Here is a 14,585-nt window from a genome sequence, read left to right as displayed (position 1 = left end):
CCCGCTTGCGGGCTGCGAGCGCATTCCGGCCTTTCCGCGCAGGCGGGGAGAGGCGAAGAGAACGGGCCGCTCGCGCAAATCTGAAATCATCCAGCTAGCTTCTGATATTATTGGCTTAAAAGCCAGATCGGGAACGCCATGGCGGACCGCCGCACACGGTGTTATCTACCCTCAGATGGCATCTATCCTGAGTACTTTCATCCTGCCGATCGCGGTCGGCGCCGTGGCGTTGGTGCTGCTGCTCGGCCTCGTCAACATGATGCGCGGCGGCTCGCCAGATACCTCGCAGAAGCTGATGCGCTGGCGGGTGCTGCTTCAGTTCGTGGCGATCGTCATCGCCATGGCGGCAGTCTGGGCGATGGGACGCTGAACATGGTGGTATTGAATCGCATCTATACCAAGACCGGTGACGACGGCACGACGGCGCTGGGCTCGGGCGAGCGCCGTCCGAAATACGATCTGCGCATCGAGGCCTATGGCACGGTCGACGAGACCAATGCCGCAATCGGCGTTGTCAGGCTCCATACCCATGACATGCCCGAGTTCGACGCGATGCTCGGCCGTATCCAGAATGACCTGTTCGACCTCGGCGCCGATCTCGCGGTGCCCGAACGTGAAGGCAAGGCCGAGCGGCTGCGGGTGGTCGCGAGCCAGGTGGAGCGGCTCGAGCGCGACATCGACGCGCTCAACGACAAGCTCGCGCCGCTGACCTCCTTCGTGCTCCCCGGCGGCACGCCGGCTGCGGCCTACCTCCACGTCGCCCGCACGATATGCCGCAGGGCGGAACGCGTGATCGTGGAACTGGCGGCCCGGCCGGGCGAGCCGGTCAGCGCGGCTGGCATCCAGTATATGAACCGCCTGTCGGACTTCCTGTTCGTGGCGAGCCGTGCCGCTAACCATAACGGAGCCGGAGACGTGCTCTGGGTTCCGGGCCAGAACCGCTGACCCATTTGGACGGCGCATTTCTAAGGTCTAAAAATTGGCCCCTTCGCGCGTTGACCGGGCCGGATCAGGCCTTTAGGTTCCGCGCCAGTTGATAACCCCCCTCCCAAATTGAGTGAAAGAGGATCGATGAAGGTCTTAGTGCCGGTAAAGCGGGTGGTCGATTACAACGTCAAGGTCCGCGTCAAGGGCGATGGATCGGGCGTTGAACTCGCCAACGTCAAGATGTCGATGAACCCGTTCGACGAAATCGCGGTCGAGGAAGCGCTGCGCCTGAAGGAAGCCGGCAAGGCGACCGAGGTCGTGGTGGTCTCCATTGGACCTGCGCAGGCGTCGGAGACGATCCGCACCGGTCTTGCCATGGGCGCCGATCGCGGCATCCTGGTGAAGGCCGAAGGCAATGTCGAGCCGCTCGCTGTCGCCAAGATCCTGAAGAAGGTCGCGGAAGAAGAGCAGCCCGGCCTCATCATTCTCGGCAAGCAGGCGATCGACGACGACAGCAACCAGACCGGCCAGATGCTGGCCGCGCTGCTCGGCTGGTCGCAGGCGACCTTCGCCTCCAAGCTCGAGGTCGAAGGCTCTGACTTCAAGGTCACGCGCGAAGTCGACGGCGGCCTGCAGACCGTCAAGCTGAAGGGACCGGCAATCGTCACCACCGACCTCCGTCTCAACGAGCCGCGTTACGCCTCGCTGCCGAACATCATGAAGGCGAAGAAGAAGCCGATCGCGGAGAAGACCGTCGCCGATTACGGCGTCGACGTCGCCGCGCGCCTCGAGGTTCTCAAGACCACTGAACCGGCGGGCCGCAAGGCGGGCGTCAAGGTCAAGGACGTCGCCGAGCTGGTGTCGAAACTCAAGAACGAAGCCGGGGTGCTCTGATGACGACGCTTCTGATTGCCGAACACGACAATGCGTCGCTCAAGGATGCGACCAACAAGACCCTGACCGCGGCTGCCGCGCTCGGTGCGGATGTCGAGGTGCTGGTGGCCGGCCAGAACGCCAAGGCCGCGGCGGATGCTGCTGCCAAGCTTGCCGGCGTGAAGAAGGTGCTGCTCGCCGACGGCGAGCTCTACGCGCACGATCTCGCCGAGCCGCTGGCCGCGCTGATCGTCTCGCTGGCTTCCGGCTATGATGCGATCGTCGCGCCCGCGACCTCGCGCTTCAAGAACGTGATGCCGCGCGTCGCCGCCCTGCTCGACGTTATGCAGGTCTCGGAGATCATCAAGGTGGTCGCCCCCGATACCTATGAGCGTCCGATCTATGCCGGCAACGCCATCCAGACGGTGAAGTCGAAGGACGCCAAGAAGGTCATCACGGTCCGTACCTCCACCTTCGCCGCGGCGGGCGAAGGCGGCAGCGCGCCGGTCGAGACCGTGGCGGCGGCGGCCGATCCCGGCCTGTCGTCCTTCGTCGGTGAGGAGGTCGCCAAGAGCGACCGTCCCGAGCTGACCTCGGCCAAGATCATCGTCTCCGGTGGCCGCGCCATGCAGAGCCGCGAGAACTTTGCCAAGTACATCGAGCCGCTGGCTGACAAGCTGGGTGCCGGCGTCGGTGCCTCGCGTGCGGCGGTGGACGCCGGCTACGCCCCGAACGACTGGCAGGTCGGCCAGACCGGCAAGGTCGTGGCCCCCGAGCTCTATGTCGCCGTGGGCATTTCCGGCGCGATCCAGCATCTGGCCGGCATGAAGGACTCCAAGGTGATCGTCGCGATCAACAAGGACGAGGACGCGCCGATCTTCCAGGTTGCCGATTATGGCCTGGTCGCCGACCTCTACCAGGCGGTTCCGGAGCTGACGGCCGAACTCGGCAAGCTCGGCAAGTAAAACGCGTTCAAAACACCGGCCGGAGGTATAAACTCCGGCCGGTGTTTCATTTTTGAGGCGTTTTCTTTGGCGTGGGGCACGCCTTCGAAGCGATCCAATCTAGGTTTCGAGCCAAGGTTCTGATTAAATCAGGCTTCTGGTCAAATCAGACCTCCCGGCTCAGGGGATAGGCAGGGCGCGATATGCGCGCCGTTCCGGTGGATGACATTATGGCGGCAGTGATCAAGAAGGTCGGCGTGATCGGCGCGGGTCAGATGGGCAATGGCATCGCGCATGTTGCAGCGCTCGCCGGCTTCGACGTGGTGCTCAACGACGTTTCGGCCGACCGCCTCAAGTCGGGCATGGCCACCATCAATGGCAATCTGGCCCGCCAGGTCTCCAAGAAGGTCGTCACCGAGGAGGCCAAGACCAAGGCGCTGTCGCGCATCGTGGCCGCCGAGAAGCTCGACGACCTCGCCGACTGCGATCTCGTGATCGAGACCGCGGTCGAGAAGGAAGAGGTCAAGCGCAAGATCTTCCACGAGCTCTGCGCTATCTTGAAGCCCGAGGCGATCGTCGCCTCCGACACATCCTCGATCTCGATCACGCGCCTTGCCGCCGCCACCGACCGGCCCGAGCGCTTCATCGGCATCCACTTCATGAATCCGGTGCCGCTGATGGAGCTGGTCGAGCTGATCCGCGGCATAGCCACGGATGATGCGACCTTCGAGGCGGCCAAGGAATTCGTGGCCAGGCTCGGCAAGCAGGTCGCGGTCTCCGAGGATTTCCCGGCTTTCATCGTCAACCGCATCCTGCTGCCGATGATTAACGAGGCGATCTACACGCTGTACGAAGGCGTCGGCAACGTCGAGGCGATCGACGCGGCGATGAAGCTCGGGGCGCACCATCCGATGGGTCCGCTGGAGCTTGCCGACTTCATCGGTCTCGATACCTGCCTGTCGATCATGCAGGTGCTGCACGAGGGCCTCGCCGACTCCAAGTATCGCCCGTGCCCGCTGCTGGTGAAATACGTCGAGGCCGGCTGGCTCGGTCGCAAGACCCAGCGCGGCTTCTACGACTACCGCGGCGCCAAGCCGGTTCCGACCCGCTGATCCATTTCCCGGTGCCGTAGGGTGGGCAAAGCGAAGCGTGCCCACGCATTTTTTGCTGCAATGGTGAGATGGTGGGCACGGCGCAAGTGCGCCTTTGCCCACCCTACGGCGCCATTGGTCTCGGCTAGCATCCACTCTGTGACAATTCATGTCCCATTAACCGCTCGCCTCTAGGTTACAGCCGGTACGAGGGTTCGCGTAATGGATATGATGGCGATGGTCAGCACCATGCTGGCCGCTCAGCAAGGCGCGCTGCAGTCGAATATTGCGGCGACGCTGACCAAGCAGAACTTGGACATGGAGAAATCCACCGTCCTGACCCTGCTCGGTGCCGGTCAGCCCTCGCTCGCCAATGTCGGACCCGGTGTCGGCGGCAACCTGAACGTGACTGCCTAACCCCTAAAGCGACGCGGCGGCCTTGCCCGTCGCCGCCCGGAGCAGCTTGAGCGCATCTTCGCTCGCCCACTCCGCCGGCCCCGCGATCGTCGCGATCTCGCAGCCTTGCGGGTCGACCAGCACCGAGGTGGGCATGCCCAGCGCCCGGCCTATGGCCTTAAGATCCTGAAAAACCTTGGCTTTCTGATCAGTGAAGTAACCGAGCCGGGTCAGATTGGCCTCTTTCAGGAAGGTCCTGGGCTTTTCGGGGTCGCGGGTGTCGATGTTGATCGCCACCACCTCGAAATTCGGGCCCGCCAGCTTGCCCTGGAGCTCGTCCAGCGCCGGCATCTCCTTCCGGCAGGGCACGCACCAGGTCGCCCAGAGGTTCACCAGCAGCGTCTTGCCGCGGAAATCGGACAGCTTCTTCGGCTTGCCGTCGGCGTCCTCGAAGGCCAGGTCAGGCAGCTTCAACGGCGCGGTCGCCATGGTCAGCGCCGCCACCTCGCCATGGGCGAGCGGAGCGATTTTTTGCGCCGTCGCCACCGCCGGCTTGCAGGTCGGATCGCCCGAAGGCGCCCGGCTCAGGCCCAGCCCGTACAGCGCGGCGAAGCCGGCCAGCCCGCCGATCGCCACCGTGGCGATGACGAGGGGGATCCGGCGCGTGGCGGAGGGCTTCTTGTCGAGCATATCGTTTGTCATCCGGTCGCAGATATGGCTATCAGGGGCCTCTTAATACGGCTGGCTGCGGCCAGCAAACGTGGCTAGCGACAGGCAAGGCGTGAGCAGGGGATCATGAGCAACAAGATGTGGGGCGGCCGGTTCTCGGAGCGTCCCGATGAGATCATGGAAGAGATCAACGTCTCCATCGACGTCGATCGTCACCTCTTTGCCCAGGACATTGCCGCGTCCAAGGCCCACGCCGCGATGCTCGCCGCGAAGGGCATCATCACGGCCTCTGATGCGAAAAATATCGGCAAGGGTCTAGACACGATTTTGTCAGAGATCGGCAAGGGCGGCTTCGAATTCAAGCGCGCGCTCGAGGACATCCATATGAATGTCGAGAGCCGCCTGTCGGAGCTGATCGGCCCCGCCGCCGGCCGCCTGCACACCGCGCGCTCGCGCAACGACCAGGTCGCGACCGACTTCCGTCTCTATGTCCGCGACGTTCTCGACGAGACCGATGCGGCGCTCGCCGCCTTCCAGCAGGCACTGGTCGAGCGTGCGCTGGAGCATGCCGGCACCGTGATGCCCGGCTTCACGCATCTGCAGACCGCGCAGCCCGTGACCTTCGGCCACCATCTGCTCGCCTATGTCGAGATGGCCGCGCGCGACCGCGGCCGTTTCCAGGACGCGCGCAAGCGGCTCAACGAGTCGCCGCTCGGCGCCGCCGCGCTCGCCGGCACCTCGTTTCCGATCGACCGCCATGCCACCGCGAAGGCGCTGGGCTTCGACCGCCCGATGGCGAACTCGCTCGATGCGGTCTCCGACCGCGACTTCGTGCTGGAGACGTTGTCGGCGGCCTCGATCTGTGCCGTGCACATGTCGCGCTTTGCCGAGGAGATCGTGATCTGGACCTCGCCGCTGGTCGGCCTGATCCGCCTCAGCGACAAGTTCACCACGGGCTCGTCGATCATGCCGCAGAAGCGCAATCCGGATGCAGCCGAGTTGGTGCGTGCCAAGACCGGCCGCGTCATCGGCGCGCTCAACGGCCTCCTGATCGTCATGAAGGGCCTGCCGCTCGCCTATCAAAAGGACATGCAGGAGGACAAGCAGGGCGCCATGGAGGGCTTTGCCGCGCTGTCGCTGGCGATCCGCGCCATGACCGGCATGGTCCGCGACCTCGTCCCCGACGAAGCCAAGATGAAGGCGGCCGCCGGCGAGGGCTATGCCACGGCGACCGATCTGGCCGACTGGCTGGTGCGGACGCTGAAGATGCCGTTCCGCGAGGCCCATCACGTCACCGGGCGGATCGTGGCCAAGGCCGCCGAGGGCGGCATGGCGCTGCACGAGCTGCCGCTGAAGGAGATGCAGGCGATCGAGCCGAAGATCACCAAGGACGTGCTCGGCGTGCTCTCGGTCGAATCGTCGGTGAGGAGCCGGACCAGCTTCGGCGGCACCGCGCCGAAGAACGTGGCGTCGCAGGCAAAGAGCTGGGCGAAGCGGCTGGAAAAAGAGCGGAAATAGGGCTGAGGGCAAAATTTCGCTTATGTTTCATGGTCATCCGGCTCTCGCCAGAGCGCGCCAATCTCTGTATGGTGCGGCCCGCGTAGTGGGGATTTCGTCGTGACGTCAAAGTTTCGCCCGGCCGGCTCGGGGTGGGCCATCATTGTCTTGAGCCTGACGGCGCTCGCGCTTGCCGGCTGCGGCCGCAAAGGGCCACTCGACCTGCCGCCGACCGCCTCCAGCGCGTCCACGGCCAATGTCGCCGCGCCCACCGACACCGAGACCGAAGCCCAGAAGACGCCGAGCGTGTTCAACCCCACCTATGGTGCGGACGCTGCGCCGGCGGCTCCCAAGGGCAAGAAGAAATCGTTTATTCTCGACCCGCTCCTGGACGACAAGCCCGGCCGGTAGGCTGGAGTAACTGAGCCAACGCCATGAACCATTTCGAGTATCGCAACGGCGTGCTGCACGCCGAGGCGGTGAACCTGTCCGAGCTGGCCGCAACGGTCGGCACGCCGTTCTATTGCTATTCGACCGCGACGCTGGAGCGGCATTACCGCGTCTTCACCGAGGCTTTTGCCGGCGAGAAGGTGCTGGTCTGCTACGCCATGAAGGCCAACTCCAACCAGTCGGTGCTGCGCACGCTGGTGAAGCTCGGGGCAGGCGCCGACGTGGTCTCGGGCGGCGAGTTGAAGCGCGCGCTGGCCGCCGGCATTCCCGCCAGCAAGATCGTCTTTTCCGGCGTTGGCAAGACGGAAGACGAGCTGCGGGCGGCACTCGCCGCCGACATCCTCTGTCTCAACGTCGAATCCGAGCCGGAACTCGAGCTGCTGTCGCGCCTTGCGACCGAGACGGGCAAGACCGCGCGGATCTCGTTGCGCGTCAATCCCGACGTCGATGCCGGCACGCATGCAAAAATCTCCACCGGCAAGTCCGAGAACAAGTTCGGCATCCCGATCGTGCATGCCCGCGAGGTCTATGCCCGCGCTGCGAAGCTGCCTGGTATCGAAGTGACCGGCACCGACGTGCATATCGGCAGCCAGATCACCGATCTCTCCAGTATGGAGACCGCGTTCCGCATCCTCTCCGAATTCGTGCAGACGCTGCGTAGCGACGGCCACGACATCAGCCACGTCGATTTCGGCGGCGGCCTCGGCATTCCCTATTACATGGACCGCGAGGCCCCGCCGGCGCCCGCCGCCTATGCCGCCATGGTCAAGCGCGTCAGCCACAATCTCGGCTGCACGCTGATGTTCGAGCCGGGCCGCATGATCGTCGGCAATGCCGGCATCCTGGTCGCCAAGGTGATCTATGTGAAGCACGGCGACGGCAAGAATTTCGTCATCATCGATGCCGCGATGAACGACCTGATCCGCCCGACTCTGTACGAGGCCCATCACGACATCCTGCCGGTGACGCAGCCGGCGAAGGATGCCGCCACGATCACGGCCGACGTCGTCGGCCCGGTCTGCGAGACCGGCGATTATCTCGCGCTCGACCGCACGCTGCCGACGCCGAAGGCGGGCGATCTCCTCGCCATCATGACCGCCGGCGCCTATGGCGCCGTGCAGGCCGGCACCTACAACACGCGCCCGCTGGTGCCCGAGGTGCTGGTGAAGGGCGATCAGTATGCCGTCGTGCGCCCGCGCATCGAGGTCGAGCAGCTGATCGCGATGGATACGCCGGCGCCGTGGCTGTGAGGGGCGCGACGGCGCTTCAACAATTTCGGCGTCGTCCTGGCGAAAGCCAGGACCCGTTACCCCAGGAAGTAATTTGGCGCGAAGCTGGTAACCACGAGTCTTCGCCAAACCTCTCCCTGGGTCCTGGATCAGCGCTCGCTCCGCTCGCTTGTCCAGGACGACGTGGACAGGGGATGCGCGAGAAACTACTTCCCGACCAATCCGCCCGTCTTCCCGCCAACCACGACCCCCGCCTTCTTCTCGATCGGCTTGATCGCCGCGGTGAAATCCGACTCCGCGCCTTCCGCGCTGATCACGGTCTCCCATAGCCGTCCGACGGCGTCGGCGACCTCCATCGACAGGCCGAGCTGCTTCATCTCCTCCAGCGCCAGCCGCACGTCCTTCACCATCAATCCCGTGGCGAAGCCGAAATCGAAGGTGCGCGGCAGGACCGAGCGCGGAAACTTGTCGCGGCTTGCGGTGTTCATGCCGGAGCCGGCATTGATGACGTCGATCATCACGGCGGGATCGAGCCCGGCCTTCACGCCCATCACGACGGCTTCCGAGGTCGCCACGATGGCGGTGGCCGACAGGAAATTGTTGGCGAGCTTCATGGTCTGCGCCGTCCCCGGCTTCTCGCCGATGAAGAATACTTTTCCGATCACGTCGAGCGCCGGCTTCAGCAGCTCGAACTCCGCCTTCGGCCCCGACACCATCACTGCCAGCGTGCCCTTTTCGGCGCCGCCGACACCGCCCGAGACGGGGCAGTCGATCTGCACGATGTTGCGCTTGGCCAGGAGGCCGTGAATCTTCGATGCCATCGCCGAGCCGACGGTGGAGAGATCGATGAAGCGCTTTGCACGCTTGCCCTCGATGACGCCGTTCGCGCCGGTGGCAACCTCGAGCGAAGCCTGCAGCGAGGGCAGGCTCGCCATCACGGTCTCGACCTGGTCGGCGACGTCCTTCGGCGACGACGCAGCGGTGGCGCCGCGCGCCACGAGCTTTTCGACGACCTCCTTGCGCGTGTCGAACACGACGAGCCTGTGTCCCGCCTCGATCAGCCGCCGCGCCATCGGGAAACCCATGTTTCCGAGCCCGATGAATCCGATGTCCATGGTGTTTCCTTGTGCTTGTTATTCGTTGTTTGTTGAACGGCTCGCGCTCACCCTCGGTGTCGTCCTGGCGAAAGCCAGGACCCATTACCCGAGGGAGAGGTGTGGCGCGAAGCTGACAACTCCGAGTCCTCGTAACCACATCCGAAGGTGGTTATGGGTCCCGGCCTTCGCCGGGACGACGCCGGAGAGAGGCCTGCCTCACGCCTTGCCGTCGATCTCCGCGAACACCTCGCGCGCGATGCGAAAACTGTCGACGGCGGCGGGCATGCCGCCATAGATGGCGACCTGCATCAGGATCTCGCGGATCTCGTCGCGGGTGACGCCGTTGGTGAGCGCGCCCTTCAGATGCGCGCGAAACTCGTGCTGGCGGTTGAGGATCGCGATCATCGCGATGTTGAGCATGCTGCGGGTCTTGCGCGGCAGCTCCTCGCGGCCCCACACCGTGCCCCAGCAATATTCGTTGAGCATCTCCTGGAACGGACGGTTGAAATCGTCGACGTTCTTCAGGGCGTTGTTGACATAGGCTTCTCCGAGTACCGCTTTGCGGACCTCGAGGCCCTTGTCGTGCATCTTCTTGTCCATGGCGTTTCCTTCATTGTCCTCAGGTGGCGCGGAAATTACGGGGTTGCGGCGGGCCAGTCACGTCCTCGTGTTATGCGGGAAAAGGGGTGTCTCCCGTACAGGAACGGATGCCTCAGTGCTGCCGTTGTGGTACGCTTCACTCTACCGGGCAACCTGGAGAGCTGATTGAACGGCGTCACCCCCGACCCGTCAGACCCTATCCGCGACGGCGACGCTCTGTCGCGGCTGAAGCTGGCGCAGGCCCTCGACAGGGCCATCTATGCCATCGCGTGGGAGCGTGCCTGGCCAAATCTCGCGCGGCTGCTGACCGTCATCGGCCTGTTCCTGGTGGTGTCCTGGGCCGGTCTCTGGCTGGCGCTGCCGTTCCTGGCCCGTGCCGTCGGTCTCGTCATCTTCGCCGGCATTGCGATCGCCGTGCTGTTCCCCCTGCTTCGGTTCCGCTGGCCGAGCCGCGAGGAAGCGCTGGGCCGGCTCGACCGCGGCTCCGGCATCCGTCACCGCCCGGCAACCACGCTCACGGACACGCTGACCTCGCAGGACCCGATCGCGAAGGCGCTGTGGCAGGCGCAGCGCGAGCGTACGCTGGCCTCGCTCAAGCGCATCCGTGCCGGTCTGCCGCGACCGCGGCTCGCGCTCCATGATCCCTGGGCGCTGCGGGCGCTGGTCATGGTGATGCTGGTTGCGACCTTCTTCGCTGCCGGCGACGAGCGCGCGATGCGCGTCGGGGCCGCCTTCGACTGGAATGGCGTGCTGGCGCCGACGAACGTTCGCGTCGATGCCTGGGTCACGCCGCCGCTCTACACCGGCAAGCCGCCCGTCATCCTGTCGGCCGCCAACAAGGAAGCCGCCGCGCTGCCGGCGAGCGGTCCGCTCGCCGTTCCCGCCGGCTCGACCCTGATCGTGCGCTCCTCCGGCGGCAACCTCGATGTCGTCATCTCCGGCGGCCTGAAGGAGGTCGCCCCCACTGAAGCCACGCCCAAGGGCACCAACGAGAAGCATTTCGCCATCACCGCCGACGGCACCGCGCATGTCCGTGCGCCTTCCGGCCAGCCGCAATGGGCCTTTGCGGCGACGCCGGACCGCGCGCCGACGATCTCGCTCGCCAAGGATCCCGAGCGCCAGGCGCGCGGCGGACTCCAGCTGTCCTACAAGATCGAGGACGATTACGGCGTCACCGGCGCCGAGGCGCAAATCGGTTTGCGCGCTGCCGATGGCAAGGATGGCAGCAAGGACGACACCAAGGCCGCCGCGCGGCCGCTGTTCCCGCCGCCGCAATTCCCGCTGGTGCTGCCGAACGCGCGCACCCGCAACGGCGTCGGCCAGACCGTGAAGGACCTCAGCGAGGATCCCTATGCCGGTGCCGACGTCACGCTGACGCTCTCCGCCAAGGACGAGGCCGGCAACGAGGCGAAAAGCGAGCCGTTCAACATGCGCCTGCCCGAGCGCCTGTTCACCAACTCGCTCGCGCGCGCGTTGATCGAGCAGCGCCGCATCCTCGCGCTCGATGCCAACAAGAATTCCGACGTCTACGCCGCGCTCGATGCGCTGATGATCGCGCCCGAATTGTTCACCCCGGATGCCGGCTGCTATCTCGGCCTCCGGAGCCTCGCGGCCCAGCTCGAGGCGGCCCGCACCGACGATGCATTGCGCGACGTGGTGGCGAGCATGTGGGCGTTCGCGGTCACCATCGAGGACGACGGTGTCGCCGGCAGCGTCAACGCCGCGCTGCGCTCGGCGCAGGACGCGCTGAAGCGGGCGCTGGAACGCGGCGCCAGCGAGGAAGAGCTCAAGGTGCTGACGCAAAAGCTTCGCGAGGCGATGGCCGGCAAGGTGCGCGATCTCGCTCGCCGCGCCGAGCAGAATCCGCTCGGGCCCCGTCAGCCGTTCCCGGCCGAGGTCCAGCTCATTCTCGACAAGGCCGTCGAGTTGAAACAGAAGACCCAGAAGGCGACGCCAGATCAGCTCGAAGAACTGTCGAAGCAGCAGGACGCGTTGCGGGAGCAGCTTCAGGCCTATCGGAAGTCGGCAAGCAACCGGGCGAAGGCGGGCAACGACGGGGCCAACCAGTTTACGCGGGACCGGAAATGCGGAAGCTAGCACGCGCGCCAGTCTTCAGGGCGATCTCGATCGCCTGCCTCGCCTTCCTGTTGGGCGGCGTCTCGCCGGCCGCTGCCCAGCTGGATCAGGATCCCGATGCGCTGCTCGACAGCGCCGAAAAGGCGATGCAGGATTCCGGCGACAGCCTCAGGCAGAAGGAATCCGGTAAGAGCCTGAGCAACCAATCCGACGCCATTCAGAAGCTCGAGGAGTACAAGCGGGCGACGGAACGGAGCCAATCCTCCAGCCGTGATCGCAACGTCATCACGCAGCGCGATCTCGACGAGCTGCTGAAGCAGATCGAGAAGGCGGCGCGCGAGGGCAATAAAGAAGCCGCGCAGCGCATGCTCGAGCAGCTCGCGCAGATCATGGAAAATCTCCAGATGGCGCAGCCGGGGCAGTCCGGCGACAGCGACATGGAGCAGGCGCTGAACGAGCTCAGCGACATGATCCGCAAGCAGCAGCAATTGCGCGACAAGACCTTCAAGCAGGGCCAGGATTCCCGGCGCGACCGCTCCCGCGGCAAGCAGGGCGACCAGTCGATGTCGGACCTCCAGCAGGACCAGCAGGCGCTGCGCGACCGCCTGAAGAAGCTGCAGGACGAACTCGCCAAGCGCGGCCTCACGCAGAAGGGTCAAAAGGGCCAGAAGCAGCAGGGTCAGAAGGGTCAGCAGGGCGAGCAGGGACAGTCCGGCCAGGATGGCGATCAGGACGGCGACCAGGGCGATGACGATGGCAGCTTGGATGCCGCCGACGGCGCCATGGGCGATGCCGGCTCGAAGCTCGGCGAGGGCAACGCGGATGGTGCCGTGGACTCGCAGGGCAAGGCGCTCGATGCCCTGCGCAAGGGCGCGCAGAAGATGGCCGAGGCGATGCAGCAGGGCGACGGCGACGGGCAGGGTGATGGTCCCGGCAACCGGGCCGGCCGCCAGCAGAGCGGCGGCAATCAGACCGACCCGCTCGGCCGGCCCCTTCACGGCCGTGAGTTCAGCGACGATTACACCGTCAAGATCCCCGGCGAGATCGACGCCCAGCGCGTCCGCCGCATCCTCGAAGAGCTCCGCCGCCGCTTAGGCGATCCCTCGCGCCCGCAGATCGAGCTCGACTACATCGAGCGGCTGCTGAAGGATTTTTGAGGCGATAGCCTCGATGCCTCCCCGATGTCGTCCTGGCGAAAGCCAGGACCCATTACCCCAGGGAGGCATTTGGCGAAGGCTGGTTGCCCGGTACGACGTCCATTTCCGACAGATAAATCACGCGGTATGGGTCCTGGCCTTCGCCAGGACGACACCGAATGTGTCGCGGCGACGTCGCGTCATAGAGGCATAGCCGACGTGACTGCGGCGATCGCCGACTACCCCTTCTTCGCCGCCAGCGCGTCGGCCACTGCGGTGCGGATGTCCGCCACCGAGAACGGTTTGGTCACGACATCATGCACCAGCGCATTGAGGTTCGAGGCGCGCTCGCGCTGGTCGGCAAAGCCGGTCATCAGCAAAATCGTCAGGTCGGGGAAATCGCGCGCGGCGGACAGCGCCAGCGCGATGCCGTCCATCACAGGCATCTGGATGTCGGTGAGCAGGAGATCGAACGCGCCGTCCTCGCGGGTCAGGATCTCCAGCGCCTCGGCGCCGTCCTGTGCGGTCACGGTCTCGTGGCCGTCCATGGCGATGGCGCGCGCCACCAGCGTGCGCATCGAATCCTCGTCGTCGGCGATCAGGATTTTGGACATGAGACCAACCTTGGGACCAACCTCCCGTGCGACGACTATACGCTGCCGCCGGCGATGTCGCGCCGGTTGAAGAAGCGAACGTCGATATTGCGGCCTTCCGGCGGCGGCGAGGCCAGGCGGGAGCGGAAGAAGGCGCGCTCGCCGGGCTGCAGCACGGTCTGTTCCAGCACAGTATTCCAGGCGTAGATCTCCGCGCCCTGCGCGTCGCGCACGGCAAATCGCAGCCGCGGGATGTCGAGCGGCTTCTTGCCCTGACCGACGATCACGCCCTCGATCACCAGCACCTGCTTACCGTCGACGGTCTCGCTGGAGAGTTTGACGTCCTTGAAGGTCAGCCCGCGCAGGTTCACCTCGAGCCCGACCATCTTGTAGAACGCCGCCGTCTGCGGCAGCAGGCGCACCACGTCGCCGCGCCACATGATCAGGGCCAGCACCAGCGCGGCCATGGCTGCGCAGGCGGTCGGCAGGCCGAAATAGGATTTTCGCGGAGCAACAGCGGGGACTGGACGCTTCACCCGCGCGCCGGGGCGGCTGAACAGGCTGCGGAACCAGGATTGGTGCTGTGCGCCGACGGCTTCTTCCTCGGCAGCCCGTGCCGCCGCTGACCACTCGTCCTCGATCTCCCGGGCGTTGTCGGCCGGCCAGTCGCTGGCGATCGAGGGGCTCTCGACCACCGGGGTGTCGGCGGCGTTATCGTCCTTGGCATAGGAGTTCCACTGCTCGGCCAGGTCGGACTGGTCGTCGGCCTGGCTGGCCGCGGCCATCGCCGGCACGGACGCCTCCTCGATGGCATCCTCGGCATAGGCGACCCAGGTCTCCTTGCAGCGGGAGCAGCGGACCGTCCGTCCGTTCGTCCCCAGGCTCGCGGGCTTGATGGCGTAGGATGTCGTACAATGGGGGCAGACGATATGCATGGACGAGCCTTGATGCATGGACTGGTCTTGATGACCCGGAGAGCCGGTTGCCCTGGATGCTACAAGGCGACC

General features: G+C 65.5%; 16 protein-coding genes. 11 read left to right on the top strand and 5 right to left on the bottom strand.

Annotated features, from left to right (window positions below):
• The first annotated feature begins 175 nt into the window (after positions 1 to 175).
• From JQ603_RS16955 to JQ603_RS16930, 6 genes are all read left to right on the top strand, one after another.
• Positions 176 to 370, top strand: coding sequence for a twin transmembrane helix small protein (locus JQ603_RS16955; protein WP_183246976.1), 195 nt, complete (start codon positions 176 to 178; stop codon positions 368 to 370).
• A gap of 2 nt (positions 371 to 372) precedes the next feature.
• Complete coding sequence (locus JQ603_RS16950) at positions 373 to 945, top strand: cob(I)yrinic acid a,c-diamide adenosyltransferase (protein ID WP_018646528.1); 573 nt, start codon at positions 373 to 375, stop codon at positions 943 to 945.
• 126 nt (positions 946 to 1,071) lie between these two features.
• Positions 1,072 to 1,821, top strand: a complete 750-nt coding sequence (locus tag JQ603_RS16945; RefSeq protein ID WP_212341089.1) for an electron transfer flavoprotein subunit beta/FixA family protein — start codon at positions 1,072 to 1,074, stop codon at positions 1,819 to 1,821.
• The gene (locus tag JQ603_RS16940) at positions 1,821 to 2,765 is read left to right on the top strand and encodes an electron transfer flavoprotein subunit alpha/FixB family protein (RefSeq protein ID WP_212341087.1); all 945 of its coding nucleotides are present in this window, start codon (positions 1,821 to 1,823) and stop codon (positions 2,763 to 2,765) included. The genes JQ603_RS16945 and JQ603_RS16940 overlap by 1 nt, the downstream gene beginning before the upstream one ends.
• 209 nt (positions 2,766 to 2,974) lie before the next feature.
• Positions 2,975 to 3,856 carry a 3-hydroxybutyryl-CoA dehydrogenase gene (locus JQ603_RS16935; protein ID WP_212341085.1) on the top strand — a complete coding sequence of 294 codons (882 nt, stop codon included), beginning with the start codon at positions 2,975 to 2,977 and terminating at the stop codon, positions 3,854 to 3,856.
• Between the two features lie 201 nt (positions 3,857 to 4,057).
• On the top strand, positions 4,058 to 4,252 hold the full coding sequence (locus tag JQ603_RS16930) for a putative motility protein (protein WP_211411771.1): 195 nt from the start codon (positions 4,058 to 4,060) through the stop codon (positions 4,250 to 4,252).
• Positions 4,253 to 4,255: 3 nt separating this feature from the next.
• Here JQ603_RS16930 and tlpA read toward each other — a convergent pair whose 3' ends face one another.
• Entirely contained in the window at positions 4,256 to 4,921 is a 666-nt protein-coding gene (tlpA, locus tag JQ603_RS16925; protein ID WP_212341083.1) for a thiol:disulfide interchange protein TlpA, read from the bottom strand.
• 105 nt (positions 4,922 to 5,026) lie between these two features.
• On the opposite strand from tlpA, the gene argH reads away from it, so the two are divergent.
• From argH to lysA, 3 genes are all read left to right on the top strand, one after another.
• Positions 5,027 to 6,418, top strand: a complete 1,392-nt coding sequence (gene argH / locus JQ603_RS16920) for an argininosuccinate lyase (protein WP_212341081.1) — start codon at positions 5,027 to 5,029, stop codon at positions 6,416 to 6,418.
• A gap of 99 nt (positions 6,419 to 6,517) precedes the next feature.
• Positions 6,518 to 6,808, top strand: coding sequence for an LPS translocon maturation chaperone LptM (gene lptM / locus JQ603_RS16915; protein ID WP_212341078.1), 291 nt, complete (start codon positions 6,518 to 6,520; stop codon positions 6,806 to 6,808).
• Positions 6,809 to 6,831: 23 nt separating this feature from the next.
• On the top strand, positions 6,832 to 8,097 hold the full coding sequence (lysA, locus tag JQ603_RS16910; RefSeq protein WP_212341076.1) for a diaminopimelate decarboxylase: 1,266 nt from the start codon (positions 6,832 to 6,834) through the stop codon (positions 8,095 to 8,097).
• Between the two features lie 185 nt (positions 8,098 to 8,282).
• Here the strand turns inward: lysA and JQ603_RS16905 are convergent, their stop codons facing one another.
• Both JQ603_RS16905 and JQ603_RS16900 read right to left on the bottom strand, forming a co-directional pair.
• Positions 8,283 to 9,191 carry an NAD(P)-dependent oxidoreductase gene (locus tag JQ603_RS16905; RefSeq protein ID WP_212341075.1) on the bottom strand — a complete coding sequence of 303 codons (909 nt, stop codon included), beginning with the start codon at positions 9,189 to 9,191 and terminating at the stop codon, positions 8,283 to 8,285.
• A 198-nt stretch (positions 9,192 to 9,389) separates the two neighbouring features.
• Complete coding sequence (locus JQ603_RS16900; RefSeq protein WP_008567285.1) at positions 9,390 to 9,773, bottom strand: carboxymuconolactone decarboxylase family protein; 384 nt, start codon at positions 9,771 to 9,773, stop codon at positions 9,390 to 9,392.
• A gap of 165 nt (positions 9,774 to 9,938) precedes the next feature.
• On the opposite strand from JQ603_RS16900, the gene JQ603_RS16895 reads away from it, so the two are divergent.
• On the top strand, positions 9,939 to 11,870 hold the full coding sequence (locus JQ603_RS16895) for a TIGR02302 family protein (RefSeq protein ID WP_212341074.1): 1,932 nt from the start codon (positions 9,939 to 9,941) through the stop codon (positions 11,868 to 11,870).
• Complete coding sequence (locus tag JQ603_RS16890) at positions 11,858 to 13,006, top strand: DUF4175 family protein (RefSeq protein WP_212341073.1); 1,149 nt, start codon at positions 11,858 to 11,860, stop codon at positions 13,004 to 13,006. The genes JQ603_RS16895 and JQ603_RS16890 overlap by 13 nt, the downstream gene beginning before the upstream one ends.
• A 218-nt stretch (positions 13,007 to 13,224) precedes the next feature.
• On the opposite strand, the gene JQ603_RS16885 is transcribed toward JQ603_RS16890, so the two are convergent.
• Both JQ603_RS16885 and JQ603_RS16880 read right to left on the bottom strand, forming a co-directional pair.
• Positions 13,225 to 13,599: a response regulator gene (locus JQ603_RS16885; protein ID WP_166818684.1), complete on the bottom strand. Its 375-nt coding sequence runs from the start codon at positions 13,597 to 13,599 to the stop codon at positions 13,225 to 13,227.
• Between the two features lie 35 nt (positions 13,600 to 13,634).
• Complete coding sequence (locus tag JQ603_RS16880) at positions 13,635 to 14,513, bottom strand: MJ0042-type zinc finger domain-containing protein (RefSeq protein WP_212341072.1); 879 nt, start codon at positions 14,511 to 14,513, stop codon at positions 13,635 to 13,637.
• Positions 14,514 to 14,585 lie beyond the last annotated feature (72 nt).

The sequence above is a fragment of the Bradyrhizobium liaoningense genome (assembly GCF_018130825.1).
GTDB classification, from domain to species: Bacteria; Pseudomonadota; Alphaproteobacteria; order Rhizobiales; family Xanthobacteraceae; genus Bradyrhizobium; species Bradyrhizobium liaoningense_B.
This window is presented reverse-complemented; position numbering and strand designations above follow the sequence as displayed.

Bases quoted from the DNA above. Each gene is read 5' to 3' on its own strand.
- JQ603_RS16950 (WP_018646528.1), top strand. From the start codon at position 373: ATGGTGGTATTGAATCGCATCTATACCAAGACCGGTGACGACGGCACG.
- JQ603_RS16930 (WP_211411771.1), top strand. From the start codon at position 4,058: ATGGATATGATGGCGATGGTCAGCACCATGCTGGCCGCTCAGCAAGGC.
- JQ603_RS16955 (WP_183246976.1), top strand. From the start codon at position 176: ATGGCATCTATCCTGAGTACTTTCATCCTGCCGATCGCGGTCGGCGCC.
- tlpA (WP_212341083.1), bottom strand. From the start codon at position 4,921: ATGCTCGACAAGAAGCCCTCCGCCACGCGCCGGATCCCCCTCGTCATC.
- lysA (WP_212341076.1), top strand. From the start codon at position 6,832: ATGAACCATTTCGAGTATCGCAACGGCGTGCTGCACGCCGAGGCGGTG.
- JQ603_RS16945 (WP_212341089.1), top strand. From the start codon at position 1,072: ATGAAGGTCTTAGTGCCGGTAAAGCGGGTGGTCGATTACAACGTCAAG.
- JQ603_RS16940 (WP_212341087.1), top strand. From the start codon at position 1,821: ATGACGACGCTTCTGATTGCCGAACACGACAATGCGTCGCTCAAGGAT.
- JQ603_RS16890 (WP_212341073.1), top strand. From the start codon at position 11,858: ATGCGGAAGCTAGCACGCGCGCCAGTCTTCAGGGCGATCTCGATCGCC.
- JQ603_RS16935 (WP_212341085.1), top strand. From the start codon at position 2,975: ATGGCGGCAGTGATCAAGAAGGTCGGCGTGATCGGCGCGGGTCAGATG.
- JQ603_RS16880 (WP_212341072.1), bottom strand. From the start codon at position 14,513: ATGCATATCGTCTGCCCCCATTGTACGACATCCTACGCCATCAAGCCC.
- JQ603_RS16900 (WP_008567285.1), bottom strand. From the start codon at position 9,773: ATGGACAAGAAGATGCACGACAAGGGCCTCGAGGTCCGCAAAGCGGTA.
- JQ603_RS16905 (WP_212341075.1), bottom strand. From the start codon at position 9,191: ATGGACATCGGATTCATCGGGCTCGGAAACATGGGTTTCCCGATGGCG.
- JQ603_RS16885 (WP_166818684.1), bottom strand. From the start codon at position 13,599: ATGTCCAAAATCCTGATCGCCGACGACGAGGATTCGATGCGCACGCTG.
- argH (WP_212341081.1), top strand. From the start codon at position 5,027: ATGAGCAACAAGATGTGGGGCGGCCGGTTCTCGGAGCGTCCCGATGAG.